The organism is Curvibacter sp. APW13, assembly GCF_032337135.1.
Classification (GTDB): Bacteria; Pseudomonadota; Gammaproteobacteria; order Burkholderiales; family Burkholderiaceae_C; genus Allorhodoferax.
In genome coordinates, this window is record NZ_JAVXZZ010000001.1 from 232483 (window position 1) to 256446 (window position 23964).

Sequence of the window (23964 nt, forward strand, 5' to 3'; positions counted from 1 at the left end):
TCTCTTTTACTAATCAAATCAGGCTCTAGCCCGCTATTTTATTGCGCAAGCCGCTAGCATTTGCATAGCGGCTGCAGACCAATCACTCCGGTGACTCTTCCAGCCGCAGCCCTTTGGGCAGCGGGAACTTGATGGTCTCCTCGATGCCGTCCATCTTGCGCACGGAAATGGCACCCAGTTCCTTGATGCGGGCGATCACCGCCTGCACCAATACATCGGGTGCGGAGGCCCCGGCGGTGAGGCCCACGCGGCGGGCGTTGGCAAACCACTCGGGCTGCAGCTCGGCCGCCGAATCGACCATGTAGCTGTCGGTGCCCAGCTTGTGGGCCAGTTCGCGCAGGCGGTTGCTGTTGGAACTGGTGGGGCTGCCCACCACGATCACCACGTCCACCTGGGGGCTGAGCACCTTCACGGCGTCCTGGCGGTTCTGGGTGGCGTAGCAGATGTCCTGCTGCTTGGGCTGGCGCACCTGGGGAAAGCGCGCCTTCACGGCGGCGGTGATCTCGGCGGCGTCGTCCACGCTCAGCGTGGTCTGCGTCACCACGGCAATCTTGTCGGTCTGCGGCAGCTGCAGTTTGGCCACGTCTTCCACGTCTTCCACCAGGTGGATGCCGCTGTCGAGCTGGCCCATGGTGCCTTCCACCTCGGGGTGGCCCTTGTGGCCGATCATGATGAACTCGAAGCCTTCCTTGTGCAGCTTGGCCACTTCCACGTGCACCTTGGTCACCAGCGGGCAGGTGGCGTCGAAGATGCGAAAGCCGCGCGCCTGGGCCTCCTTCTGCACCGCCTGGCTCACGCCGTGCGCCGAGAACACCAGCGTAGCACCGGCCGGTACCTCGTCGAGTTCCTCGATGAAGATGGCGCCGCGGCTCTTGAGGTCGTTCACCACGTAGGTGTTGTGCACGATCTCGTGGCGCACGTAGATGGGCGCTCCGAACTTCAGCAGCGCCTTTTCCACGATGTCGATGGCGCGGTCGACCCCGGCGCAGAAGCCACGCGGCTCTGCCAAAACAATTTCGCCTTCACCCCGCATGGGAACTGCGTGAACAGCTTCCGAATTCATAGCACCCCGATCACATGCACGTCAAAGCGCACCGGTTGCCCGGCCAGCGGGTGGTTGAAGTCGAACTGCACCGCCTGCAGCTTGCCATCCGCCTCGCGCGTGGCCAGCACCACGCCGGCAAACTGGCCGGCCCCGTCGGGGGTGGGGAAGTGCACCACGTCGCCCACGGCGTATTCCTCGCCCGGCTCGCCCATGGCGCGCAGTTCCTTGGCATCCAGCCACTGCTGCATGGTGGCGCTGCGCTCGCCGAAAGCCGCACCGGCTGGCAGGTCGAAACTGGTCTGCGTGCCCTCCTCCAGTCCCATGAGGCAAGCCTCCAGCGCCGGGGACAGCTGGCCGCTGCCCAGGGTGAGCGTGGCCGGCTTGCCCTCGAAGGTGCTGATGGCGTCGCCCGCTGGGCCGCTCAAGCGGTAATGCAGGGTGAGGAAGGCCCCAGGCTGGACCTGGGCAGGGGTGGTGGTCATACAAAGTCCCGATAAACTGACCCGTATTGTAAAAACCCCTGCCCTTCCCGCCCCGCCATGCCCCTGGATGACCTTCCCCCGGACGCCCGCCCGCGCGAAAAGCTGCTGGCCAAGGGCGCCTCGGCGCTGAGCGACGCCGAGCTGCTGGCACTGCTGCTGCGCACCGGCATTGCGGGCAAGAACGTGCTGCACATGGCCCAGGAACTGCTGGCGCTGCCACACAGGAATGGCCAGGGCGGCGGCTTTGACGGCATTGCCGGGCTGCTGAACGCCACCGCGCAGGACCTGGAGCGCGTCAAGGGCCTGGGCCCGGCCAAGCGCGCCGAACTGCTGGCCGTGCTGGAACTGGCCCGCCGGGCCGCGCAGCAGCAACTGCGCGAGCGCACCGTGCTCGATGCCCCGGCCACGGTACGCGAATACGTGCAACTGCACATCGGCCAGCGCCGGTACGAGGTGTTCGCCGTGCTTTTCCTGGACAGCCAGCACCGCCTGCTGGCACTCGAAGAACTGTTCCGGGGCACCCTGAGCCAGACCAGCGTCTACCCGCGCGAGGTGGTGCTACGCGCCCTGCACCACCACGCCAGCAGCGTGATCCTGGCGCACAACCACCCCAGCGGCAGCGTGGAGCCCAGCCGCGCCGACGAAGCGCTGACGAACACGCTGAAGGCCGCGCTCGCCCTGGTGGACGTGCGCGTGCTCGACCACATCATCGTGGCGCCGGGCCAATCCCTTTCGATGGCCGAGCGGGGGCTGCTGTGAAGAACCCCGCACTCACCGTGCGTGGCCTGGGTGAACTCGCCCAGGTCCGAAAAGCCTTGGTGCAGCGGGCAGAGGCTGCGGCGCAGGAGGCCGCACGGCAGAAGGAAGAAGCGGCCCGCGCCCATGCGCACAAACACCTGTTTCGTCTGTCGGTCGGCAAGGTACAGCCGCTCAAGACCGCGCCGGTGGCCGACCTGCGCCCACGCCCGGCCGAGCCCATCCCGAAGCAGCGCGAGCTGGACGAGGCCGCTGCGCTGCGCGAGGCGTTGAGCGACGAGGTCGACATCAGCACCCTGCTCGACACGGACGAGCACCTGAGTTTTCGCCGCCGCGGCGTCGGTGCCGACGTGACGCAACGCCTGCGCAAGGGCCACTGGGCCGTGCAGGCCCAGATCGACCTGCACGGCCTGCGCACCGACGACGCCCGCGAAACCCTGGGACGGTTCGTGCACGACTGCCACGCCCAGGGCCTGCGCTGCGTGCGCGTGGTGCACGGCAAGGGCCTGGGTTCGCCCGGCAAGACCCCGGTGCTCAAGGACAAGGTGCGCAAGTGGCTGGTGCAGAAAAGCGAGGTCGTGGCCTTCGTGCAGTCGCCGCCCGCGCACGGCGGGGCTGGGGCCCTGCTGGTGCTGCTGCAGCCGGTGCGCCAGCGGGCCAGTACCCGCCCACAGGGCACCTGATTCGGGGACTTGTCACCCACGCCCGAGGCTGGTACGGTGGCGCCCTGAAGCAACGTTTTCTGGATTCAGTCACAGGAGGAGCTTGGGCATGGCAATCCGTACTGTCCTCATGCTGCTGGCGGGGTTTCTGACCAGTCTGGCCGCGCAGGCCGAATGCGACAAGCTGGTGCTCACCGCCGACCCCAGCTACCCACCCATGCACTGGTACGACGGCACCCAGTTCCATGGTGCCTCCGTCACGATCGCCAAGCGCGTGCTCGACGAGCTGAAGATTCCCTACGAAGTGCGCTACCTCGGCCCGTTTCCGCGCGTCGTCAATGCGGCCGAACAGGGTGATGTGGACATGGTCGTGACACTGAAGAAAACGCCGGAGCGCGAGCAGTTCCTGCTCTACCCGCGTACCGCGGCGCTGGCCAACCCGGTGGCGGTGTTTGCCTCGCGTGAACGCATGTTCAAGTTCAAGGATCGCACCGACCTCGTGGGGCGTCGCGGCGGCATCACGCGCGGCAACGTGTTCGGCGACGACTTCGACGAGTTCCTGCGCCACCACCTGAGCATCGAGGAGGCGGACAGCCCGGAGAACAACTTCAGCAAGCTCGGGGCCGCCCGCATCGATTACTTCATCACCGGGTACTACGCCGGCATGGCCTACCTGCTCAAGCGCGGCGACGAGATGCGCTTTACCGCGCTGAGCCCATTCGTGGTCGACACCCCCAACTACCTCGCCCTCACACGCAAGGGCCGCTGCGCCGACAAGCTCGATGCCATCGACGCCAAGTTGGCCCAGCTCAAGAAGAGCGGTGTGGTGGAAGAGTTGATCCGCCAGGCCTTCGCGCAGTGGAAGCAGAACCCTGTGGTAGCGGTGAAGTAGCTATTTTTCCGCAAAAACACACCCAAGCCGGCGCAGATACTGCGCATGCAGCTCCTATTTTCGTAGCGACTGCAATACCTTCTCGCGCCGCCACTGCAGCGGGCTCTGGCCCAGCCACTGCCGAAACGCGCGCGTGAACGAACTCTGCTCTGCATAGCCCAGCAGCAGGGCCACGTCGAGCATGCTCAGCGAGGCATCGCGCAGGTAGACCTTGGCCAGGTCCTTGCGCACCGCATCGAGAATCTGCCCGAACGAGGTATTGGCTTCGGCCAGCCGACGCTGCAGGCTACGGGCGGGCACCCCCAGTGCACGGGCCACGTGCGCCAGCGTGGCCTCGCACTTGGGCATGAGCGGAATCAGCGCCGCACGCACCTGCTGCGCCACGTCGGTGCTGCCAAAGGCCTTCTCCATCGCGGCCCGGGCCTGCTCGCGCATGGCCAGGTGCAGGGTTTCATCGGCCTGCACCAGGGGCATGGCCAGCAGACTGCGCTCGAACACCAGGGCATTGGTGTGCTGGCCAAAGGCCACGGGGCAGCCGAAGAACTGCGAAAAGGCCTCACCGGCACCTGCGGCCGCGTGCTGGAACGTGACCTGGCGCAGCGGCAGCGGCACGCCCGCCATCCAGCGCCCGAAGGCGAACCAGCTGGCGATCAGCGCCTCGGCCAGTACCGGGCTGTAGGACAGCTGGGGCTGCAGCACATGCCACTCCAGCACCGCGTGCGCACCCTGCTCGCTCATGCGCATTTCGCTGTAGCCGATGTCGAACACCAGGCGCCGGTAGTGCGGCACCAAGGCCAGCGCTTCGCCCAGGGTGCGGCAGGTCATGAGCGCATAGCCCAGCACCTGGAAGGTGCCGGGTCGCACCTGGGCTGCGAACTCCAGGCCAATATCGCGGCGCCCCGTCAGCCGCTGCGCCGCCTCGAACAGGGCCACCACATCGCCCACGGGCCAGCGGGCCTGTCCCTCCTGGGGCGTGTCCTGCGCCAAGCCCGCGGCACGCAGCAAGGCACTGCGCTCCACCCCCAGTCGCTGGGCGGTTTCGAACAGTCCGGCCACGAAGCCGCCACCGACGGTACTGAGTGTGTGCATGGATGGGGTGTTGAATGCGCCGACAGACTGGCGCAAAATGACAAAAACAAGGCATTGTCGGACAAGCCGAAATCTGCCGCAAGTCCTAGCATCCGGTCATTGCCCAAGCTGCGCGCAACAACACATCCAACCAGGAGACACGCATGCTGCCCATCGACCAGGTACAACTGCAATTCAACCCGGCCACGCTGGCCGGGCTCAACGCCATCCTCGGGCTGGTGATGTTCGGCATCGCGCTCGACCTGCGCGTATCCGACTTCCGCGAGGCCTTCCGCAGCCCCAAAGGACTGCTGCTGGCCACCATCGGACACCACATCCTGTTCCCGGCCATGACCTACGTCCTGATCTGGATCATGCAACCGAGCCCCAGCATTGCGCTGGGCATGATCCTGGTGTCGTCCTGCCCGGCCGGTCACCTGTCCAACTTCCTCACCCACCTGTCCAAGGGCAACGCCGCGCTGTCGGTGAGTGCCAGCGCCATCTCCACCGCGCTGGCCATCGTGATGACCCCGCTGAACTTCAACTTCTGGGGCAACCTGCACCCCATCACCCACGACCTGATGCAGACCATCTCCATCGACCCGTGGGTGATGCTCAAGGACATCATCATCCTGCTCGGCATCCCGCTGGTGGCAGGCATGGGTGTGGCGCACAAGTTCCCGGCGTTTGCCAAACGCGCCGAGAAGCCCATGAAGCGCTTTTCGATGGTGGTGTTTGCGCTCTTCGTGGTGGGTGCCCTGGCGGCCAACTTCCAGCACTTCCTGCAGTACATCCAATTCGTGGTGCTGCTGGTGTTCATCCACAACGGTCTGGCACTGGTCACGGGCTACGGACTCTCCACCTTGCTTCGCTTGCCCGAACGCGACCGCCGCGCCGTCACCTTCGAAATGGGCATCCAGAACTCCGGTCTGGGTCTGATCCTGATCTTCAACATGTTCCACGGCCTGGGTGGCATGGCCATCATCACCGCCTGGTGGGGCATCTGGCACATCGTCTCGGGCCTCTCGCTGGCACTGTTCTGGAGCAAGCGCGACCCGCAACCCGGCATCCGTGGCTATTGATCGAAGGCATTCCATGAGCACCCAGACCATTCTCGTCACCGGCAGTTCGGGCTACCTGGGCAGCCAGGTGCTGGCCACGCTGGCACAGCGTGCCGACCTGCGCATTGTCGGCCTCGATGTCCGTGAGCCAACCCAGCGCCTGGATGGCGTCACCTACGCGGTAGCCGACATCCGTGCGGTGGAAGTGGACAGCATCGTCGCCACGCACCGCCCCGACGTTGTGGTGCACCTGGCCAGCATCGTCACCCCCGGCAAGGACAGCAATCGCGCCTTCGAATACGACGTGGACGTGAACGGAACGCGCAACCTGCTGCAGGCCTGTGTGGCGCATGGCGTGCGCCGCGTCATCGTGTCCAGCAGCGGGGCCGCCTACGGCTACCACGCCGATAACCCGGAATGGTTGGTCGAAACCGACCCAGTGCGCGGCAACGAGGCCTTTGCCTATTCGCACCACAAGCGCCTGGTCGAAGAGATGCTGGCCGAGTACCGTGCCCAACACCCCGCGCTGGAACAGGTGGTGTTCCGCATCGGCACCATCCTGGGCCCGACCGTACGCAACCAGATCACCGACCTGTTCGAGAAGCCGCGCCTCATTGCCATTGCGGGTAGCGACAGCCCCTTCGTGTTCATCCACGACCAGGATGTGGTCGGCGCCATCGTGCATGGCATCGATTCGGCCCAGACCGGTATCTTCAATGTGGCCGGAGACGGCAAGCTCAGCATCCACCAGATCGCGGCCAAGCTCCACAAGCAATGCGTGGTCTTCCCCGCATGGGTATTGCGCAGTGCGCTATGGATTCTGAAGCAACTGCACCTCACCCAATACGGCCCGGAACAGCTCGACTTTCTGCGCTACCGCCCGGTGCTGCTCAACACGCGGCTCAAGACCGAGTTCGGCTACACGCCCAAACTCAGTTCGGCACAGGTGTTCGACCTGTACCTGCAAGCCCGCAAGGGCCAAGTGCAATGAATGCTCGACGGGTAGTGCTGATCAGCGGCGCGGGTGGTGGCCTGGGCACTGCCCTGTGCCGCAGCTACATCGCCCGGGGGGATTGCGTGGTGGCACTGGAGCCTGACGCCGCGAACGCGACAGCACTGGAGCGATCCCTGCCAGCCAAGCAACTTCTGGTGTGCAGCGGGGCCCTGGGCGACGTCACCAACGCCGAATCCTGCAGGCAGGCCGTAGCCGCCGCTGTGGAACGCTTCGGTCGCATCGACATCGTCATCAACAACGCCGGCATCACCCAGCGCAGCCTGTTTGTAGAGGCAGACCTGGCGCAGCTGCGCCGCGTGATGGAGGTGAACTACCTCGGTGCCGTGCACCTGACCCACGCCGCCCTGCCCCAGTTGGTCCAACACCGGGGCGTGGTCGCTGCGGTGTCCAGCGTGGCGGGTTTCGCTCCGCTGCTGGGGCGCAGTGCCTACTGCGCCAGCAAGCATGCGCTGCACGGCTTTTTCGATACCCTGCGCTGCGAGCTGGCGCCCCAGGGCGTGGCGGTGTGCCTGGCCAGCCCCTCCTTCATTGCCACCGCAATCGCCCGCAGCGGTGAAACGGCGCGTGTGGCCACCGGTGGCGAATCCAGCCCGGACCAGATCGCTGCGGCCATCCTGCAGTCCATCGACCGACGCGAACCGCAGCTGCTGCCCGACCGCACCTCCCGCATGGCGTGGTGGGTCAGCAAGCTCGCACCCCGCTTCTATGCCCGCACCATGACGCGGCGCATTGCCCCGGAATACCCCTCATTCATCCCGAAGGAAGGCGCATGAAAAAAACCGTATTTGCATTGCTGGGCCTGGTGGCGCTGCAAAGTTTCGCCGCACCGGTGCAGGTGGTCGATACCCACGGCAAGCCGTTGGCCACCGTCATGGTCAGTCGCCAGCCAGTCAAGGCGGCCGTGCTCGACACCTCGGACGAAGGCTATCCCGCCAGCGGCAAATTGCAGCAGTCCTATATCGAGCTCACGCGCTTCACCGATTCCCAGGGTCGTGCCGACATTCCCGCGGCCGAGCACGCCTGGAAGCTGCGCCTGCGCAAGGCCGGCTACAAGGACCGGATCGTCAGTCCCGCCGAGGCCTCCAAGCCGGTGGTCATGCAGGCCGAGACCGACCCGGCAGAACTCGCAGCCCAACGGCCCTCGAACGCCTGGACTTCCACCATCGACTTCGGTGATGCGGCACTCAAGAAGGAGTTCATGCTCCAGTGCAACTATTGCCACCAGCAAGGCGGCGCCCTGCTGCGCCGCGAGCGCAGTGCCGACGAGTGGAAGGAAGCCATGAAGCGCATGGTGCGCTACGGCTCGCGCCTGTCCAGCGAAGCGCGCGAGAAGATTCCCGCGCTGCTGGAGGCGCACTGGAAGGACATCGCCGCCCACCCCGAGAAAGTGCCTGCCGGCACGCCCTGGTCCGCCGATCTGTCCAAGGTGACAGTGCGTGAAATGCCCGTGGGCGACGCCATGTCGCAGATGCACGATCTGCTGGTGCACTCCAACGGCAAGGTGTACATCGGCGACAACCTGCAGGACCGCCTGTACGAGATCGAACCCACCACCGGCAAGTTCACGGTATTCCATGTGCCCAAGCAGGACGGCGACCGCCTCGGTGGCCTGATGCCCGGGCGCCTGGTGGACTTCCCCAAGCACCAGACCTACCAGGGCATCCACTCGCTGGCCGAGTCCACCAAGGACGGGCACATCTTCCTCACGCCCTCGCACCAGCGCCGCCTGATCGAATTCGATCCGGTCAGCAAACAGTTCGTCCAGCACGAGATGGAGCGCGGCTTCTACCCGCACACCGTGCGCATCGACGCCAAGGACCGCGTCTGGTTCACCCTGGCCCTCTCCAACCAGGTGGCCATGTTCGACCGTACGACTAAGCAATTCACCTACTACGACCTGCCCGCGCGCTCGTTCATGGAAGGCCTCACCATCAAGCTCACGCCCACACTCATGGGTCTGACGCGCTTTGGCATTCCCGTAGCCAACCTCGTCAAGGTCGACCACCAGAGCACCGGCGTGCCCCTGCCCTACGGCCTGGACATCACCCCGGACGGCAAGGTCTGGATCGCCCGCCTCTACACCAACGAGATCGGCGTCATCGACCCCGACAAGGGCTCGGTCACCATGATCGCGACCCCCTTCACGGCGCCGCGCCGACTGCGTGCCGATGCCCAGGGTAACCTGTGGATCGCGGCCTTCAACGAGTCGCTGATTGCCCGCTACAACCCGGCCAAGGCCGAGTTCACCACCTTCGACCTGCCCGTGGTGCCCAAGGGCAGCGACACCCCCTACTCGCTCAACGTGGACCGCCAGCGCAACCAGGTGTGGGTCAACGGCACCAATTCGGACTCGGTGTACCGCTTCGACATTGCCGCTGGCAAGTGGAATGTGTACCCGATGCAGCGCAAGGTCACCTTCACGCGTGACGTCGAAATCACCAAGGATGGCAAGGCCTACGTGAGCGGCGCGGCCTTTCCGAGCTGGCACATCGAGGACCAGCAGCCGACCCTGATGGAAATCACGCCGTGACGCGGTTTTACCTGTCGTGCCTGCTGGCCTTCACGGCCGGGCACATGGTGAACTACACCGTGATCCTGTACCTGCAGGAAACGGTGGGCTCGGACCTGCTCTCCGGCATAGGCTTCGGGCTCTCGTTCGGCTCCTCGCTGCTGTTCGGCTGGTTCGCCGGCGTGCTGTGCGACCGTGTGGCCCCGCACCGGGTGATCCAGTGGGCGCAGACGCTGTTCGTGGTCTGCCTGGGCTTGCTGTGGTGGATCGACGCGAAAGCCAGCGGCGACACGCGTGTGGTGCTGGTCATGCTCGCGGCGCTGTTCTCGGGCCTGGGCTGGTCCTTCGTGGGACCGGCGCGCCTGGCCGCCCTGGGGCAACTGGCCGACCCGGCACGCCTGAAGCCCGCCACCATCCTGTTCAACGTGCAGGTCATGCTGGGCTTCGGCCTGGCCCCCATCGTGCTGGCCGTACAGCGCCACTACGGCGGCTGGCCCTGGGTGTTTGCCACCGGCATGGCACTGTTCGCGGCCTCGGGGCTCATGCTGCTGGGCATCCGTACCCGCGAGGCGGCGGCCTCCCAGCAAAGTGCCACCCGCGACCTGCTCGACAGCTTTGCCTTCATCGGCCGCACCCCCTTGCTCAAGCAGCTGCTGCTGGCCGCGGTCATTGCCTACGCCATGACCGGCCCGCTGCAGATCATGCTGCCCAAGCTGGCGCGCGAGACCCTGGGCCTGAGCGAAATCGAACGCGGCATGTACCTCGGGCTGCTTGCCCTGTCGCTCATCGGCGGCGGCATAGCGGCCCTGGTGGTGGGCAAGCACCTGCACCATGGCCGCGCCATCCTGGCCGCCACCCTGGTGGCCTGCCTGCTGTTCGCCAGCCTGAGCCAATGGCAGGTGCCGGCGCTCTCCGCCACGGTGCTCGCGCTCGTCGGTCTGCTCGGTGGCATGACCATCAGCTTCGTGGTCGCAGGCATACAGGCCCAGGTGCCCGACGTGCTGCGCGGCCGGGTGATGGCGGTCTACGCCATCATTTCGCAGGTCATTCCGGCCCTGTCGGGCGTGGTGGCGGGTGTCCTGGTGCGCAAGGCCGGGCTGACCGATGCCCTGCTGGGCGCCGGCATCGGCCTGGCCCTGGTCGCCGTGGCAGGCGCCGCAGCCATGCCCCAGCTGCGGCGTATGGCGCAGTAAGTTTCTTCGGTCATCCAGATTATCGGAGTTTGACCGTTGTCTTTGCTGGGCTGGCAGTAACGGCAGCGGTGGACTGGAAGCGGTCGTACGGTCATCAACAACCAATTCACGCAATCGACCCATTGCGGAAGTCTAGGCCAACAGTTTCAGCGCCTGAAAGCGGTCATTCAGAGATGACTGCGTTTCATGATGACGGGCCACGGGATTGCAGCGATAGCAGTCAGTCTACGACAACTAAAAGGCAGGCCGCATTGAGCAACACACAGCAACATAGGTCGAAAGTCTGATCTGGATAGCTAAAGGTTGTCAGCGACCCAACTGCCCAGGTCGACTAAAGAACTTCCGAATAAATGCAATCGTTGCCTTCGCAGAGACCGTTGCCGCGTATGCCTGATACTTATCGGCTTTTTCCTTATCCCCTACATCGCAGACCGACTTCAAGGAGACGAAGGCCTTGACCGAGCTTGATGACTCTGCGGCGACATATACAGGGTAGGTTTCCATATCGAGTCCGACCACAGCGCGATGCTGAGTCTGTGCGATAGAGTCGCGAACTTTCGCGTCTGCAAGAACGGCCGCGCCCGTCGCAACCGGGCCGCACACCAGCTTCGGCGTGGCAATGCCAGCTTCACGTGAAGCGGCGCCAAATGCGTTCCAAATTCCATCGTCGCGCATCATTTCCAATAGGCACTGTTTGACCAAAGGGCTGACATGCACCTGGTGAGGCGACTCCTGAAAAGCCGAGACTCCATCCGTCACCGAGAACTTCCCGTCTTGCCATAGCCAGGAAGTCTCCGCAGCTAACACATCACCAATGTTCGCTTTCTTGGGGAACCCAGCGCAGATGCCAGCCATCACAACGAGTTTTGGTGTAAGCGCCTGACAGAGCTTTGACGTCGATACTGCAGCATGCACTGGCCCCATCCGCTCGCAATGAGCCACTGCAATCGACAGCTTTCGTGCATCCGAGAGATCCAATTCTCCCAGTCTGTAGTACTGCCGTACGTCCAGCGGACGAACTGCGCCTAGCGAGGGCAGTGCTCGTTCGACCGAAACGAACTCAGGTTCAAGCAGCGCGGTGATGATGAGGACGTCAACATCAGGACTTCTTTCCGCCTGACCTGCTTGAGCCTTCTGGATGTACCTGGCAATCGAAATGATGTCCTCAAGACAAACCGTAGTGTCGTCTCGATAGCGCAGTAGCCCCCAAGGTCGACCTGAGAAAAATTTCTGGGTCTCAGGAGATAACTGATCCGCACGCGAAATCGATAGTGTGTAGGCGGCTCCGCATGCATCTTCGAACTGCTCAACTGACTCAAGTAAGTCCACTCCATTCGCTTCAGATGCCTCTCCACGGTACTGACGGGGAAGAATTAGGTCAGCCAATAGCAAGTCGAAGCGGCTCGACGCGAGTCGCTCAAGCGCACTGGCCGTCGTCTCGACGACTTGAGGCTCGTCAAAGAGTTCAGGGTGCGCTCTTATGGTCTCCAGCAGGCGAGTCTTTTTATGAAGCTCGTCTTCGACAAATAGAACTTTAAGTGGCTTCACGTCTTGAGCGCCTTTCGAATGAGTTCAGATAGCTCGCTAGCCCATACTGTGTATACGGAGTCAAAAAGGACGCTTCCTCGAAAGAGTCCTGGATAGGCTACGCGAAGCTGCGTCGAGATCTCTTCAAGTGAGATCAACGAGCCCTTTTCTTCCAGTGCCCCGTATGCGCTTACGACGATGACTGGAACTTCAATACCAATCCCGTCTAGATGCGCGAACAACTCCATTCCGCCCCGAGGGCGTGGAGTGCCGCCACCTTCTGCCTTCGTAAGGTCATAGGTGGGCAACGACATGTCCAGAAGTACAAGGCAGTAGTCATGCTCATTTAGTAGCTTGATTGCGGAATTGACTGAAGCTGCGGAGTCGACTTGAACGTCGGAAAACGCAGCTACAACAAGCTGTTCCACGCTCAACCTCTTGGTTTCGATGTCTTCGACGATGAGCACGCGAAATGTCACGGCGCACCGCCTTCAAGCTCGTCGTTTGAACGCTTGCTGATGTGCAAAGGAAGGGCAAACTTTGTAACCAAGGTCGACGCTTCGTGGTCCAAGGTCATTGACAGTTGTCCGCCGCGACCAATTGTGAGGCTCGATAGCTTTCCTAAACCGGACCCCTTGTTTTGCTTAGCGACCGATGCCGCACCACGCGCTGCGATCTCACTCTGAACTCCAGCGAGCCTACCCGCCTCAAGCTCAGCAAATACTGCCGACGCAATCGTGCAAGTGAAGCTAACCCACAAACTGGTGTCATCGGCAGTAATGGTCACTCGAATATCAGGCCGGGCAACCTTTGAATGTGCGGCGGCGTTGTCGAACAGAATGTAGAGCGCATCATGCAGGAGCATGGCGTTGTCAAGTGACAAGGCTTCAACTGGCGCGTTGATAGACACTTCCGGCTCGAAGTCGCTGTGTTGGCCGCGTATGTGCATCTCCGTGCCGTAAGCGACATGGCTTACGCGAAGGTACGCAGACGTCTCGTCGGCCTTCGGTACGGCCAGCCAGCTCAGGACTGTCTCGCCCTTAGTTAGCACTTTGTCAGTCGCAAGTTGAGCTCTGTCAATCAGGACGCGATCAGGCAGATTCAGCCCCTTCAGTTCGGTCTGCAGCTTTGTGCAGGCGTCTTTGAGTGACTTCTTTACGTACGCGGAAATGACCGGGCGCTCTCGCTCAATGTTTGCGTAGATGCTCACCCAGAACATCACGAAACAGACGCGAACGAACTCTTCGAATGGTTGGTCTTGGCTAGCTAAGTGAAGCAGGCCAGCTAAGCTCCTGGCGTTTACCTCCAGAGCAAAAGCCGGGCGCAACCTAGATGTGGGGTTCTGCCGTTGACACTGAAAGACATCATCGCACAAGACTTGGCATAGGTTATCTATTGCGGTCGAAAACTTGCTTAGAGCTGCTGAGACAGCTGTGCGCTGTTTCGGTTGGTATGCCGACAATTCATCCGCAAGTCGATTTGAGACTTCATAGGGCGCGCCAGCCTTAGGGCGGTGACTGATCATGCCAACATGGTCCAGCGTTCCGCGGAGCGCACCGGTGATTTCCCCGTGACGAATTCGGCGACCTATTACGGAGTCCAACCCAGCCGAGGGGTCATTGAGGAACATGTCCAAAACTCCAACAAAGATCTCGCGCAAAAGGCGCTGTGAGTCACTGATGTCGGCGTCAAGATCTGCAGGGCCAATGCGCAAAATATCGTCAAGATCAACTTCGCTAAGAGGCCGTTCTTCGACCAAACCTCGGTAGTGTTCGTAGGTGAGCCGGTATTCAAGCGCAGCCTTATGAATTAGTTCCGATTCACTTACGAAAACCTTGGTGGCATCGATGGTCCCCCTTGCCATCGCTATCGCAATCGAATGTTCTACCTCGGCAATGCGAGCTTCCATGCCTGCAACGTCGGCATCAGGTAGTTGAGATCCAGCTCGCAATGTGTTTAGCAGCTCTTGCTGCGCTGCATTGGTGCTGTCGGCGATTCCAATTAGCTCTATGAGGGGGAGGTCTAGGACTTGCCCAACGAAGAAGTTCAGTACGCGTGGCTCAATGTTTGGACTTGCACCTAGTTTTGAAACTAGTGAGACCAAGTCCGAACATCCCTCTCGCCTCATCAAAGCCGAAACCGCAAACCGTTTTGTAGTCTTTGCCTGCGAATCGCCGGTTGCGGAATGGTAAAGCTGCAATGCGCAGGACAGCTCCAGCAGCGCATCAAAGTGCTTAAGGTGCTTCCACGATTTAGCCTCGAACAATTCAACGAGCGGCGTGGATTCCACCACTCGCTGGTTCCGCAGTCCCGTATGCAACGCCACACGCATTGCTTCCGCGGGATATCCCCCTCGGAGCAATGCCCAGGCTAGTGCTACCTCCAGACAATCTCGCGCAGTCTTGCTGAGGTTCTCGACGCGTTGCAGGAACGCGGCGTCGTTCAATAGGCCAAGAGCGTGGTCACAACCGATACTGTCGATCAAAAGCTTAAAGGCTGACTCTTCGTGTCCCGAGACGCTATTGAGGAAGGCTCGTGCGACCTGAGCATGAACCGGGACTTCAGCCGACCGTGATCGCTGTTCAGCGATATCACAAACCAGCTGAGGTAGAGTCTGAAGCGGGAGCGCTGGTCGAAGCTGGATGGACCACGGATGAGTAGGGAAGCAGGCGGTGAAGTGATGAAGCCGCTCTTTGGCTGAGGCGTCTTCCCCGGTCAGCTGAGCTGCGATAGCTGCTTCAAGCCCAATTTCGCCTGCTGATAGCTGCGTTGCCCTATCAAGCAGAGAGGAAACTGCTCCTCGGATGAAGCGAGAGAGGTCCGAACAAACAGTTCCGCTGGCGGAGGTTTCGGGCAATGGGAGCGATAAAAATGGGGCCCCGTACCTAGATAGTAATGTCTCAACTGCAGCATTAGTACGCTCGTCAATCGATGCTCGACGGGCAAAGAGAGCGTAGGCAGTCGAGACAGCCGAAAGAATTCCGTCCAGAGGTGGCAGTAAGAGCTCATAGGCCATGATCGTCGCAAGGTCGTCCTCGCTGACCGGTAAGGTTGCAGTAGCTCGGTACTGAGTATGTACCTTCTGTGGTTCGATGAGGTCAGAGTTTCGGATGCGCCGCCCGAGGAGAGCCAGCTGCCTGGTTGCTAGCTGAGCGCTGTCGCTACGGGTGGCCGCGGCCGAAAGAAAAAAGCGCACCAATCCGCGTTGATTGCCACTCAGCTGCTTCTGAAGAGTTCGTACTTCCTCTGAAGTTGCACGAACATTGGCTAGAGCGATTTCAGTTTCGGCAGACCAATATGACGCGCCAAATTTTTCCCGATGTGCCTTCAGCGCTCCCTCGGCCTCAAGAAGCTTATTCTCTGCGATCAGCTTGTTTACGCCCCTAACCGCAAGGAGTTGATCCTGAATCGCGACTTGATTGCTATCAAGCAATTGCAGCGCGATCTGAAATGAATCGTGCAGCGGAAGAACTACCACCTCTCTGGGGGTTTCGTATAGCACATCAAGACGTGCTCTGTAATCTTTGGACCGGCTACGAAGTTCAATCTCCCCCATGAGCCAGTGCTCAAAGCGAAGCAACTCGCTTATCGGCAGGTAGATGCGTGCATCGCTGCGGGCTTTGAGGAGGTTTCTCTGCCGAGTCACCGAGCGTGCAAACGCTGCGTGAGGGTGCTCAATATCACTTGCGATGAAGCCGCTTTGCAATGCTGCCAATGCGCGATGTTTGAGCTCGGCGAACGGGGTGCGGTGTTGATTCAAGGAATTGTCGGCGAGAAGTAGCAGCAACAGAAACTCACCCTGCTGGGCCGAGTGATTGGCATTATGCACATGACGCACACTGTGGATTTTCTACAACGACGTCCCTCCGGAATTGAATAGCATGTGGGCTTGAAGTCCCATCCAACAGGCTGGCAATTCTAGTCACCAAAGCCTTTCAACACATTTTCTGATTGCGGTCATTCGCCAAAGACTGCAACTGGCCCGGACCAGATGCTGGGATTGAGCAGGGTCATGACCGCCATCGCGGCAAACCTCACATTCATTGCAATTTAGGGGCGCGTCAGGTGAACCTTGGGCCCGATCGCCCCCTGGAGGCTGATTGGGACGCAGAAAATCCGGATGTCCGGGTCTGCCTACTTGTCGTGCAGCACCAGCTGCACACCAGTCTCACCGCGCTGCAGGCGCTGCAGGTGCATGGCAACCACGCCGTCCTGCGGATAGCGGGCCGCCAAGGCTTCGAACGTCTGCAAGGCCTGCGGGTCATTCGACTCCAGCCGGGCATAGGCTGCCCCATAGTCTTCCAGAGGCGCACAGCCGGGGAGCTGGGCGGCACAGGGCTCCCACACCGCCAATGCCTGCGTCTTGCCCTTGAGCACCAGGTGGGCTACGGGGCGCGCGGGCACATCGGTGCAGGCCGAGAGGGTCGCCTCCGAAATGCACACCAGGCTGCCGAGGTACTTGTTGGCCCCCTCCAGCCGTGACGCTGTATTCACCGGGTCGCCCAGCGCGCGGTAATCGAACATGGTGGAGCCACCAAAGTTGCCCACAATGACCTCGCCCGAATGCACGCCGATGCGGGTGTAGCCAAAGGGCACCTGGCGCTCGGTCTGGATGCGCTGGGCATAGGCTTGTGCAAAGGCACTCATCTCCAGCGCGCACTGCACGGCCCGCTGGCGATGGTCGGGCTGTACCAGGGGCGCGGAAAACACCACGGCCACGGCGTCGCCGACAAACCGGTCCAGCGTGGCGCCATGGGCGAAGGCAATCGCAATCATGCGGTCCAGGTAGTCGTTGAGCAAGGCCACGGCGCCACCGGGGTCCATGGATTCCATCAGCGTGGTGAACCCGGCCAGGTCGGTAAACACGAAACTGCATTCCTGGCGCTTGCCACCGAGTTCGAGTTGCTCCGGGTGCGCCACCAGGTGATCCACGCGGTTGGGCGAGACATAGCGCGAAAAGGCCTGGCGGATCCAGCGTTCCTCGCGCTCGGTATCCAGGTGGCGCTGCACGCTGCACAACAGGAATGCCAGCACCATCCACAGCGCGGGCTCCAGGCCGTTGAGCAGCAGCCGGTACTGCACAAAGGCCCACCACGCGCCACCCACCACCACGACCACAGCCAGAAAAGCCCAGGTAGCCGACACGGCGGCCCGGGTGCTGGCCGCGGCAAAGCCTACGGCCAGGCAGCCGAGCACCACCACCAGCGCTTCCAGCCCCATGGCCCAGGAGGGGCGCTGCAGTGCCTGCCCCCCCAGGACCTGCTCCAGGGCCTGCGCGTGCGCCGTCACCCCGGGCATGACATGGCCCAGGGGGCTGAAGCGTAGGTCCATCAAGCCCTGGGCCGAAGTCCCCACCAGCACCAGCTTGCCAGCGATGCGTCCCGGCTCGGTCTTGCCCGCCAGCACCCGCCAGGCGGGCTCGAAGCGTTCGCTTTGCGGGGCGCTGTAATGCAGCCACATTTCCCCCTCGGCGGTGGTGGGAATGGTGAATGCGCCAATGCGCACCTCCTGCAGGCCCGCGCCATCGTGCCCCGCCCCCTTGAGCATGTAGTTGCTCGCCCCCTGCGCCACCCGCAGCATTTCTGCCACCAGGGTGGGCGCCAGTTGCTGCTGCACGGCAAACAGCATGGGCACGCGCCGCACCACACCGTCCGGATCGGCCACAAAGTTCAGCGAACCGAGGCCCGCACTGGCCGCACGGATTGCAGGCAGGGGCAGGCGGGCACCATCAAAGCGGTGCAGGCGCCCTGCGGCGGAGTCGCCCAAGGTCAGCACCCGGTAGGGCACCACGTCCGGCAGTGGCTGCAGACCGCCGGGACCGGTGCCATCGCCCTGCTCCAGCGCCATGCCCACCACCGTGCCACCTGCTTGCAGTGCGCGGGCCAGTACCTGGTCGTGGTCGGGCAGCTGGCGCAGCGCCTGGCGCATCTCAGGCGAAATGGCCCATTGGGCTGACGCGCGTTGCGGCGAGGTCCGGTCCGGCTCCACGAACAAGGCATCCAGGCCGATGACGACTGCGCCCATGGCGCGCAGCCGCTGCACCAGCTCGGCCACGCGCGTGCGCGGCCAGGGCCACTGCCCGTAGGTGCGCAGGCTCTCGTCGTCCAGATCGACAACCACCACCCCGACATCGGCATAGTCGCGCGGGTGCCAGCGCTGGAACTGGTCGAACTGGACATTGCGCAGCACCTGCAGCGCTACCGGCTGTACCCAGACCGACAGCAGTGCCAGCACGGCACACAGCAAAGGGAGAATGGCCTTGCGCAAGGCGCTGTGCATCACTTCGGCGATTCAACGCACCGAGATCTCCACGCGCCGGTTGCGTGGTTCATCGGTTTCATCGGGCGTGGGAACCAGCGGGTTGCGTTCGCCGTGCGATTCCACGCTCAGCGCAAAGGCCTGCAGGCCCTGCTCGGTCAGCAGGGCGGCAATGCCCTGCGCGCGCTTGAGGCCCAGGGCTTCATTGGCTTCGGCGTTACCCACCGTGTCGGTGTGGCCGATGACGCTGACGTCGGCCACCGGCCGACGCCGCACATCGTCGAGGATGGTGGCCAGCAGCGCCTGCGACTCGGGCGTCAATTCGGCACCGCCGCTCTGGAAGTAGAGCAGGTAGCGCTGGGGCAGCACAGGCTGTGCCGCCAGCACCGCCGCAAAGTCGGCCTCGAAGCGGCGCACGTCCACCGGTTCGGGGGGCTTGGCACCGTCGAGCGACGTTGCATCCATGGCGCGGTCTATCATTTGCGTGCCATTCTTGCCGCGCACGGTAACCTTGCCAACGCCGCCTTGCGGGTCTTCCAGCAGCACCACATACGACGGGCTGGCGCAACCAACCAGGACCACGGCGGCCCACGCCGCACACCAGGCCCTCATTGTTCTTCCTCAGCCTTGACCACGAAGTGGGTGCCGCGCACGCCGATGACGGCGCCCGGCGTCTTCACCGACACGGCTTCCGGGCGCGCCTTGGCAATGGCCCCGGATATGTAGTTCAGGGCGCCCTTACCAAGGTTGGCGCCAAACTTGTACTGGCCCTGGTTGGGGTCGTACACGTATTCGTCCACGGTCAGCCGGGTGTCGGCCCCCAGGGACAGCACCGTGCTGTCCTTGAAGGTGAGGCCCAGGCTGGCGTCCTTGCCGGTGCGGATTTCGCTACCCAGATAGACCGGCGTTCCCACCGCGGCTTCCACGGTCTGCGTCTGGGTACGGATGGTTGCCTGGCCACGCAGGGTCTTGACCCGGCCCACCGGCTCGGCAGACCCGGCCACCGGTGGTGCCGTCTGGGCCGACGCGGTCATGCCGACCCACAAGGCACACACCACCAAGCACCGGTTTCGAAAGTTCATTGCCTGCTCCTTGCAAGAAGCCCCGACTATACGGCGGCACGGCGCAGGGTCTCCACCACCGGTCTGCGCAATACGTCACGCAAACCCCACCAACCTGCAAGCCAGGCAAGCAAGGCGCCCGCCAGGGCACCGGCAAATGGCGTGGCCCATTGCAGCGACCAGTCGAACTCGAACACATAGCGCGCCAACGCCCAGCCCACGGCCAGTGCGACGACGGAGGCCAGCAGCCCGGCCAGCGCCCCCACGCCCGCCAGCTCGGCGCGCTGCACCTGGCGCAGCAGGGAATTGCGGGCCCCCACCGCCCGCATGATGGCAAACTCGCGGGCGCGCTCCTCACGCGTGGCCGTGACGGCGGCGAACAGCACCACCAGCCCAGCCGCGAGCGTGAAACCGAAGAGGAACTCGACCGCGCGGATGACCTGGTCGAGCACGCGCTGGATCTGGTTCACGGTGAGCGTCATGTCGACGTTGGTGACATTGGGGAAACGCCGCACCAGGGCGTTGTCGAAGCCCTTGGTATCGGGTGCCCGGTAGGCCCCCATGTAGGTCACCGGCACGCCTTCCAGCGCCGCCACCGGGAACATGACGAAGAAGTTGGCCCGCATGGAGCCCCAGTCCACCTTGCGCAGCGAGGTGATGCGCCCTTCGCGTTGCATGCCACCCATGTCAAACCGCAGGGTGTCGCCCAGCTGCAGCTGCAGGGTCTTGGCCAAGCCCTCTTCCACACTGATGCCCTCGCGCTCCTGCGGCGTCCAGCGCCCCGCCACCACGGTGTTGTTGGGCGGAGCGTGTTCGCTGTACGAGAGGTTGAATTCGCGGTCGACCAGCCGCTTGGCTCGGTCTTCCGCGTAGTCATCGGGCGAGACGTTGCGGCCATTGACCGCCACCAGGCGCCCGCGCAGCATCGGGTACCAGTCGTACTTCTGCACCCCGGCCTCGGCCAGGGTGGCGCGGAAGTCCTGCGCCTGCTCGGGCAGCACATTGATGACAAAACGGTTTGGCGCATCGGCCGGCGAGGCCTTGCGCCAGCTGCTCACCAGGTCGGTACGCAGCAGCACCAGCAGTACCAGCGCGAGCAAGCCCACGGCGAGGGCACTGACCTGCACCACGGTGAAGGCCCGGCGCGCCGCCACCTGCCGCGTGGCCAAGGCCAGCCAACGCGGTGCGCGCGGACTGCGCTCCACCAGCACCCGCACCAGCGCCACCATGAACCAGCTCACGCCCGCAAACAGCAGCACCGCACCACCGAAGCCCGCCACGGCGATGGCGCCCAGCGTGGCGTCGCGGCTTACCACCAGCAGCAGCGCAGCAAAGCCCGCCAGCCCCAGGCCCAGCACCCCGAGCGAAGCCGGGCGCAGTTGCCCGACATCGCGCCGGATCACGCGCAGCGCGGGCACGCGGGCCAGCTGCAGCACGGGCGGCAGGCCGAAGGCCAGCAGCAGGGTCAGGGCCATGCCCAGGCCATAGGCCACCGGCTGCCAGCCCGGCGCGGGCAAGCTGCTGTCCACCAGGCCGGCCAGCAGCACCACAAACCCTAAGTGCACGCCATAGCCCATTGCCACGCCCAAAAGTGCAGCCAGCAGGCCCACGGTGGTGAATTCCAGCGTGTAGGCCGCCGCCATGGTGCGTTGGCTCAGGCCCAGCACGCGCAGCATGGCGCAGTCGTCCAGGTGGTGCTGGGCAAAGCGCCGCGCCGCCAAGGCCACCGCCACGGCGCTGAGCAGGGCCGCCAGCAGCGACACCAGGCTCAGGAACTTCTCGGCGCGCTCCAGCGTCTGGCCCATTTCAGGGCGTCCGCCCTGCAGCGACTCCAGCCGCACCCCGCGCATGGCCTTGTCCTTGAGGTAGCGGTCGGCCCAGGTGCTGTAGCCCGTCACCGCGGCGTCGGGGCCGGCCAGCGCCAGGCGGTAGGTCACGCGGCTGGCCGGTTGCACCAGCGCAGTTGCGCCCAGGTCGGCGCTGTTGAGCATCACCCGCGGAGCGAAGTTCATGAACCCCGCGCCGCGGTCCGGCTCGACCGCAATGACGGCGTCGATGCGCAGCAGGCTTTGGCCCAGGTGCAGCCGGTCCCCCACCTGCAGACCCAAGGCCTCCAGCAGCGCGCCATCGACCCAGACCGTGCCAGTGGCCGGAATACCCTTGGCAGGCTCCACCCGTTCACCGACCTGCAGCTGCAGGGTTCCACGCAGGGGGTACCCGGCCTCGACCGCCTTGAGCGCCACCAGCTTGGCCGCGCCACCGCGTTCGTCGGTGGCCCGCGCCATGGTCGGAAAAGTGGCCGACAGGGCCTGGTCCAGGCCGCGCTGGCGGGCTTGCTGCAGGAATTCGGCAGCAGGCGGGTTGTCGCTGGCCACCACCACGTCGCCCCCCAGCAGCTGGCGCGCATCGCGCTGCAGCCCGCCCTGGATGCGGTCGGCCAGGAAACCCACCGCCGTCAGGGCCGCCACGGCCAGGGCCACGGCCACCACCACCAGACGCAACTCACCGGCGCGCAGATCGCGGACCAGGGAGCGCCAACCCAACTGCCAGAATGTGCTTTTCATGGGCACACCTTAGCGCAAAAGGGGTTTGCCCCGGTGGGGATGGTGTTTTCTGGGGTTCTTTGATGGGGAGCCATGTGGCGATGCCTTGGTTCGGAGGAAATGCTTGGTCTTGTTTTTTCCTCACGCCCCCCTCACTCCCCCAGCCCCTCTCTCGCCCCGCCGGGCGAAAGAGGGGAGCCTGAACAGCCACATTTGGCTGTCACGGAAAACAAGGGAAGTGCACGCGCCACGGCCTCGTGGGCGCTGTGGTTTGCGAGATCATCGTGCTATTGCTATCGTTTTGCTAGCTGTCGACGCAATTTCTATGGGGGCTAGAGGCCAATTTGGCACCTAAAACCATCCACCCGCCCTGCCCCAACGCCAGGCGGCGCGTGCACTTCCCTTGTTTGAACACGCGGCCAAATGTGGCTGTTCAGGCTCCCTCTCGCCCGGCGGGGCGAGAGGGCGGGGGGTGAGTGGGGGCCGTGTGGAAGCCGCCTGCAATGGCAATGCCTCCGAACCAAGGCATTGCCGCATGGCTCCCAAAGAAAACACCAGAGGCCAGCGCTTTCACCCTCGCAGTTCCCGGCAGGCCAGAGAACAAAGGCGGCCTCCAGCATTGCCCGACGCTAGCGCAAACCCGCAATCCCCCTACCCATGCACCCCCCAACATGGCATAGTGGCCGTTCGCTCGGATTTCGCTACACCCCATGTATCTCGTTGGTACCCGCTTCAACCGATACGCCCTGCTGGCCATGGGGTGGCTGTGGGCGATCCTGCCTACCCATGCGGAGACATGGACTATCCGTGCGGATCACTGGTGCCCGTACAACTGCACCCCGGGCACCGACCGCCCGGGCTACATGATCGAGATACTGCAGCGAACTGCGGCCAAGCATGGGCACACCCTGGACTACCGGCTCATGCCTTGGCCACGGGCCTTGCAGCAAGCCCGCGAGGGCTTGATCACGGGGGTGGTGGGCATGGTGGCGAGCAACCGCGAGGGGCTGCTGCTGTCAGACAAGATGGGGGTGGATGCCACCTGCGTTTTCGTCCTCAAGGGAAGCACCTTGCGATATCGCAGGGTATCCGACCTCGACAGCTTCGGACGCATCGGGATCGTGGAGGGCTATGGCTATCCCGACGAATTCATGCAATGGCAAAAGCGCCATGCACGCCAGGTGCAGGCAGTCGCCGGCGAAAACACCTTGCAGATGCAGGCCAAGAAGCTGACCTCCCAACGCATCGAGGCATTCGTGGAAAACGTCAATGTCGTGCGCCATTCGGAGTCGGAGGTACCGGAACTGCGCTGGGTGGGGAATGCCGGCTGCATGCAGGAAGAAGACCTGTACTTCGGCTACAGCAAGAAAGTCCCGCACGCCGCGTCAATCAAGCAGATGGTGGATCAGGAACTGGCTGCAATGAAGAAGAACGGCGAGCTGAACAAGCTGCTGGAAAAGTACCGCGTAGCCCCCTGGTAGGACGCTTCCCGTTCAGCCCGTGGCTTCATGGCAAGCCACGCACAGCTTGTTCCCATCGGGGTCCCGGATGTAAGCGCCGTAGTAATGCGCGTGGTACTCGGGCCGCAGGCCGGGGGCCCCCTCGTCCGACCCACCATGCGCCAGGGCCGCCGCATGCATCGCATCCACCTGCGCCCGGGTCGTGGCCAGAAAGCCTGCCATCTGGCCATTGCCTGCACTGGCTGGCGCACCGTCAAAAGGTGCCCCGATGAGGAACAGCGGCCGGGCCTGCCCCGGCATCTGCCAGCCTGCCCAGGGGCGCTCACGCTCCACGAAACGCTGGGTCAAGCCCAGCACGGCCAATACCGGTTGGTAGAACGCAAGTGCACGTTCGAAATCGCGCACGCCGACAAACACATGGGAAAACATGGC

Annotated in this window: 20 protein-coding genes; 9 read left to right on the forward strand and 11 right to left on the reverse strand. The window is 63.5% G+C overall.

The features are described from left to right. Window positions 1-82 precede the first annotated feature (82 nt). Both ispH and RQP54_RS01045 read right to left on the reverse strand, forming a co-directional pair. Entirely contained in the window at window positions 83-1033 is a 951-nt protein-coding gene (gene ispH, locus RQP54_RS01040; RefSeq protein ID WP_315677729.1) for a 4-hydroxy-3-methylbut-2-enyl diphosphate reductase, read from the reverse strand. 26 nt (window positions 1034-1059) lie between these two features. Continuing rightward, window positions 1060-1527 carry a peptidylprolyl isomerase gene (locus RQP54_RS01045; protein WP_315676293.1) on the reverse strand — a complete coding sequence of 156 codons (468 nt, stop codon included), beginning with the start codon at window positions 1525-1527 and terminating at the stop codon, window positions 1060-1062. 57 nt (window positions 1528-1584) lie between these two features. Here RQP54_RS01045 and radC point away from each other — a divergent pair, with 57 nt between their 5' ends. From radC to RQP54_RS01060, 3 genes are all read left to right on the forward strand, one after another. Continuing rightward, complete coding sequence (gene radC, locus RQP54_RS01050; protein WP_315676294.1) at window positions 1585-2286, forward strand: RadC family protein; 702 nt, start codon at window positions 1585-1587, stop codon at window positions 2284-2286. Beyond that, on the forward strand, window positions 2283-2966 hold the full coding sequence (locus tag RQP54_RS01055) for a Smr/MutS family protein (RefSeq protein WP_315676296.1): 684 nt from the start codon (window positions 2283-2285) through the stop codon (window positions 2964-2966). Before radC ends, RQP54_RS01055 begins: the two co-directional genes overlap by 4 nt. Window positions 2967-3054: 88 nt before the next feature. Next, complete coding sequence (locus RQP54_RS01060) at window positions 3055-3837, forward strand: substrate-binding periplasmic protein (protein ID WP_315676298.1); 783 nt, start codon at window positions 3055-3057, stop codon at window positions 3835-3837. A 54-nt stretch (window positions 3838-3891) separates the two neighbouring features. On the opposite strand, the gene RQP54_RS01065 is transcribed toward RQP54_RS01060, so the two are convergent. Then, window positions 3892-4926, reverse strand: coding sequence for an AraC family transcriptional regulator (locus tag RQP54_RS01065; RefSeq protein WP_315676300.1), 1035 nt, complete (start codon window positions 4924-4926; stop codon window positions 3892-3894). 143 nt (window positions 4927-5069) lie between these two features. Between RQP54_RS01065 and RQP54_RS01070 the strand changes: the two genes are divergently transcribed. From RQP54_RS01070 to RQP54_RS01090, 5 genes are read left to right on the forward strand one after another with little or no spacing between them, the layout of a single operon-like run. Next, window positions 5070-5987 (forward strand): bile acid:sodium symporter family protein, encoded by a 918-nt coding sequence (locus RQP54_RS01070; RefSeq protein WP_315676302.1) that lies wholly within the window; start codon window positions 5070-5072, stop codon window positions 5985-5987. Window positions 5988-6000: 13 nt separating this feature from the next. Next, window positions 6001-6957, forward strand: coding sequence for an SDR family oxidoreductase (locus RQP54_RS01075; RefSeq protein WP_315676304.1), 957 nt, complete (start codon window positions 6001-6003; stop codon window positions 6955-6957). After that, the gene (locus RQP54_RS01080) at window positions 6954-7754 is read left to right on the forward strand and encodes an SDR family oxidoreductase (protein ID WP_315676307.1); all 801 of its coding nucleotides are present in this window, start codon (window positions 6954-6956) and stop codon (window positions 7752-7754) included. Before RQP54_RS01075 ends, RQP54_RS01080 begins: the two co-directional genes overlap by 4 nt. Next, the gene (locus RQP54_RS01085) at window positions 7751-9511 is read left to right on the forward strand and encodes a hypothetical protein (RefSeq protein WP_315676309.1); all 1761 of its coding nucleotides are present in this window, start codon (window positions 7751-7753) and stop codon (window positions 9509-9511) included. The genes RQP54_RS01080 and RQP54_RS01085 overlap by 4 nt, the downstream gene beginning before the upstream one ends. Continuing rightward, window positions 9508-10683, forward strand: coding sequence for an MFS transporter (locus tag RQP54_RS01090; protein WP_315676311.1), 1176 nt, complete (start codon window positions 9508-9510; stop codon window positions 10681-10683). The genes RQP54_RS01085 and RQP54_RS01090 overlap by 4 nt, the downstream gene beginning before the upstream one ends. A 306-nt stretch (window positions 10684-10989) precedes the next feature. On the opposite strand, the gene RQP54_RS01095 is transcribed toward RQP54_RS01090, so the two are convergent. From RQP54_RS01095 to RQP54_RS01125, 7 genes are all read right to left on the reverse strand, one after another. Then, the gene (locus RQP54_RS01095; RefSeq protein WP_315676313.1) at window positions 10990-12231 is read right to left on the reverse strand and encodes a hypothetical protein; all 1242 of its coding nucleotides are present in this window, start codon (window positions 12229-12231) and stop codon (window positions 10990-10992) included. Further along, complete coding sequence (locus RQP54_RS01100; RefSeq protein ID WP_315676315.1) at window positions 12228-12689, reverse strand: response regulator; 462 nt, start codon at window positions 12687-12689, stop codon at window positions 12228-12230. Before RQP54_RS01100 ends, RQP54_RS01095 begins: the two co-directional genes overlap by 4 nt. After that, window positions 12686-16039 carry a hypothetical protein gene (locus RQP54_RS01105; protein WP_315676317.1) on the reverse strand — a complete coding sequence of 1118 codons (3354 nt, stop codon included), beginning with the start codon at window positions 16037-16039 and terminating at the stop codon, window positions 12686-12688. The genes RQP54_RS01100 and RQP54_RS01105 overlap by 4 nt, the downstream gene beginning before the upstream one ends. Window positions 16040-16344: 305 nt before the next feature. Then, a complete protein-coding gene (locus RQP54_RS01110) occupies window positions 16345-18489 on the reverse strand; it encodes an adenylate/guanylate cyclase domain-containing protein (RefSeq protein WP_315676319.1) in 2145 nt (714 codons plus the stop codon). A 12-nt stretch (window positions 18490-18501) separates the two neighbouring features. Beyond that, window positions 18502-19080, reverse strand: coding sequence for an OmpA family protein (locus RQP54_RS01115; protein ID WP_315676320.1), 579 nt, complete (start codon window positions 19078-19080; stop codon window positions 18502-18504). Continuing rightward, window positions 19077-19550 (reverse strand): FecR family protein, encoded by a 474-nt coding sequence (locus RQP54_RS01120; RefSeq protein WP_315676322.1) that lies wholly within the window; start codon window positions 19548-19550, stop codon window positions 19077-19079. Before RQP54_RS01120 ends, RQP54_RS01115 begins: the two co-directional genes overlap by 4 nt. A 26-nt stretch (window positions 19551-19576) precedes the next feature. Next, a complete protein-coding gene (locus RQP54_RS01125) occupies window positions 19577-22093 on the reverse strand; it encodes an ABC transporter permease (protein WP_315676324.1) in 2517 nt (838 codons plus the stop codon). 689 nt (window positions 22094-22782) lie between these two features. Here RQP54_RS01125 and RQP54_RS01130 point away from each other — a divergent pair. Continuing rightward, complete coding sequence (locus RQP54_RS01130) at window positions 22783-23553, forward strand: substrate-binding periplasmic protein (protein WP_315676326.1); 771 nt, start codon at window positions 22783-22785, stop codon at window positions 23551-23553. A gap of 12 nt (window positions 23554-23565) precedes the next feature. Here the strand turns inward: RQP54_RS01130 and RQP54_RS01135 are convergent, their stop codons facing one another. Further along, window positions 23566-23961, reverse strand: a complete 396-nt coding sequence (locus RQP54_RS01135) for a VOC family protein (RefSeq protein WP_315676327.1) — start codon at window positions 23959-23961, stop codon at window positions 23566-23568. Window positions 23962-23964: the final 3 nt, after the last annotated feature.

Bases quoted from the DNA above. Each gene is read 5' to 3' on its own strand.
- ispH (WP_315677729.1), bottom strand. From the start codon at position 1,033: ATGCGGGGTGAAGGCGAAATTGTTTTGGCAGAGCCGCGTGGCTTCTGC.
- RQP54_RS01045 (WP_315676293.1), bottom strand. From the start codon at position 1,527: ATGACCACCACCCCTGCCCAGGTCCAGCCTGGGGCCTTCCTCACCCTG.
- radC (WP_315676294.1), top strand. From the start codon at position 1,585: ATGCCCCTGGATGACCTTCCCCCGGACGCCCGCCCGCGCGAAAAGCTG.
- RQP54_RS01060 (WP_315676298.1), top strand. From the start codon at position 3,055: ATGGCAATCCGTACTGTCCTCATGCTGCTGGCGGGGTTTCTGACCAGT.
- RQP54_RS01065 (WP_315676300.1), bottom strand. From the start codon at position 4,926: ATGCACACACTCAGTACCGTCGGTGGCGGCTTCGTGGCCGGACTGTTC.
- RQP54_RS01070 (WP_315676302.1), top strand. From the start codon at position 5,070: ATGCTGCCCATCGACCAGGTACAACTGCAATTCAACCCGGCCACGCTG.
- RQP54_RS01075 (WP_315676304.1), top strand. From the start codon at position 6,001: ATGAGCACCCAGACCATTCTCGTCACCGGCAGTTCGGGCTACCTGGGC.
- RQP54_RS01080 (WP_315676307.1), top strand. From the start codon at position 6,954: ATGAATGCTCGACGGGTAGTGCTGATCAGCGGCGCGGGTGGTGGCCTG.
- RQP54_RS01085 (WP_315676309.1), top strand. From the start codon at position 7,751: ATGAAAAAAACCGTATTTGCATTGCTGGGCCTGGTGGCGCTGCAAAGT.
- RQP54_RS01110 (WP_315676319.1), bottom strand. From the start codon at position 18,489: ATGCACAGCGCCTTGCGCAAGGCCATTCTCCCTTTGCTGTGTGCCGTG.
- RQP54_RS01115 (WP_315676320.1), bottom strand. From the start codon at position 19,080: ATGAGGGCCTGGTGTGCGGCGTGGGCCGCCGTGGTCCTGGTTGGTTGC.
- RQP54_RS01120 (WP_315676322.1), bottom strand. From the start codon at position 19,550: ATGAACTTTCGAAACCGGTGCTTGGTGGTGTGTGCCTTGTGGGTCGGC.
- RQP54_RS01125 (WP_315676324.1), bottom strand. From the start codon at position 22,093: ATGAAAAGCACATTCTGGCAGTTGGGTTGGCGCTCCCTGGTCCGCGAT.
- RQP54_RS01130 (WP_315676326.1), top strand. From the start codon at position 22,783: ATGTATCTCGTTGGTACCCGCTTCAACCGATACGCCCTGCTGGCCATG.
- RQP54_RS01135 (WP_315676327.1), bottom strand. From the start codon at position 23,961: ATGTTTTCCCATGTGTTTGTCGGCGTGCGCGATTTCGAACGTGCACTT.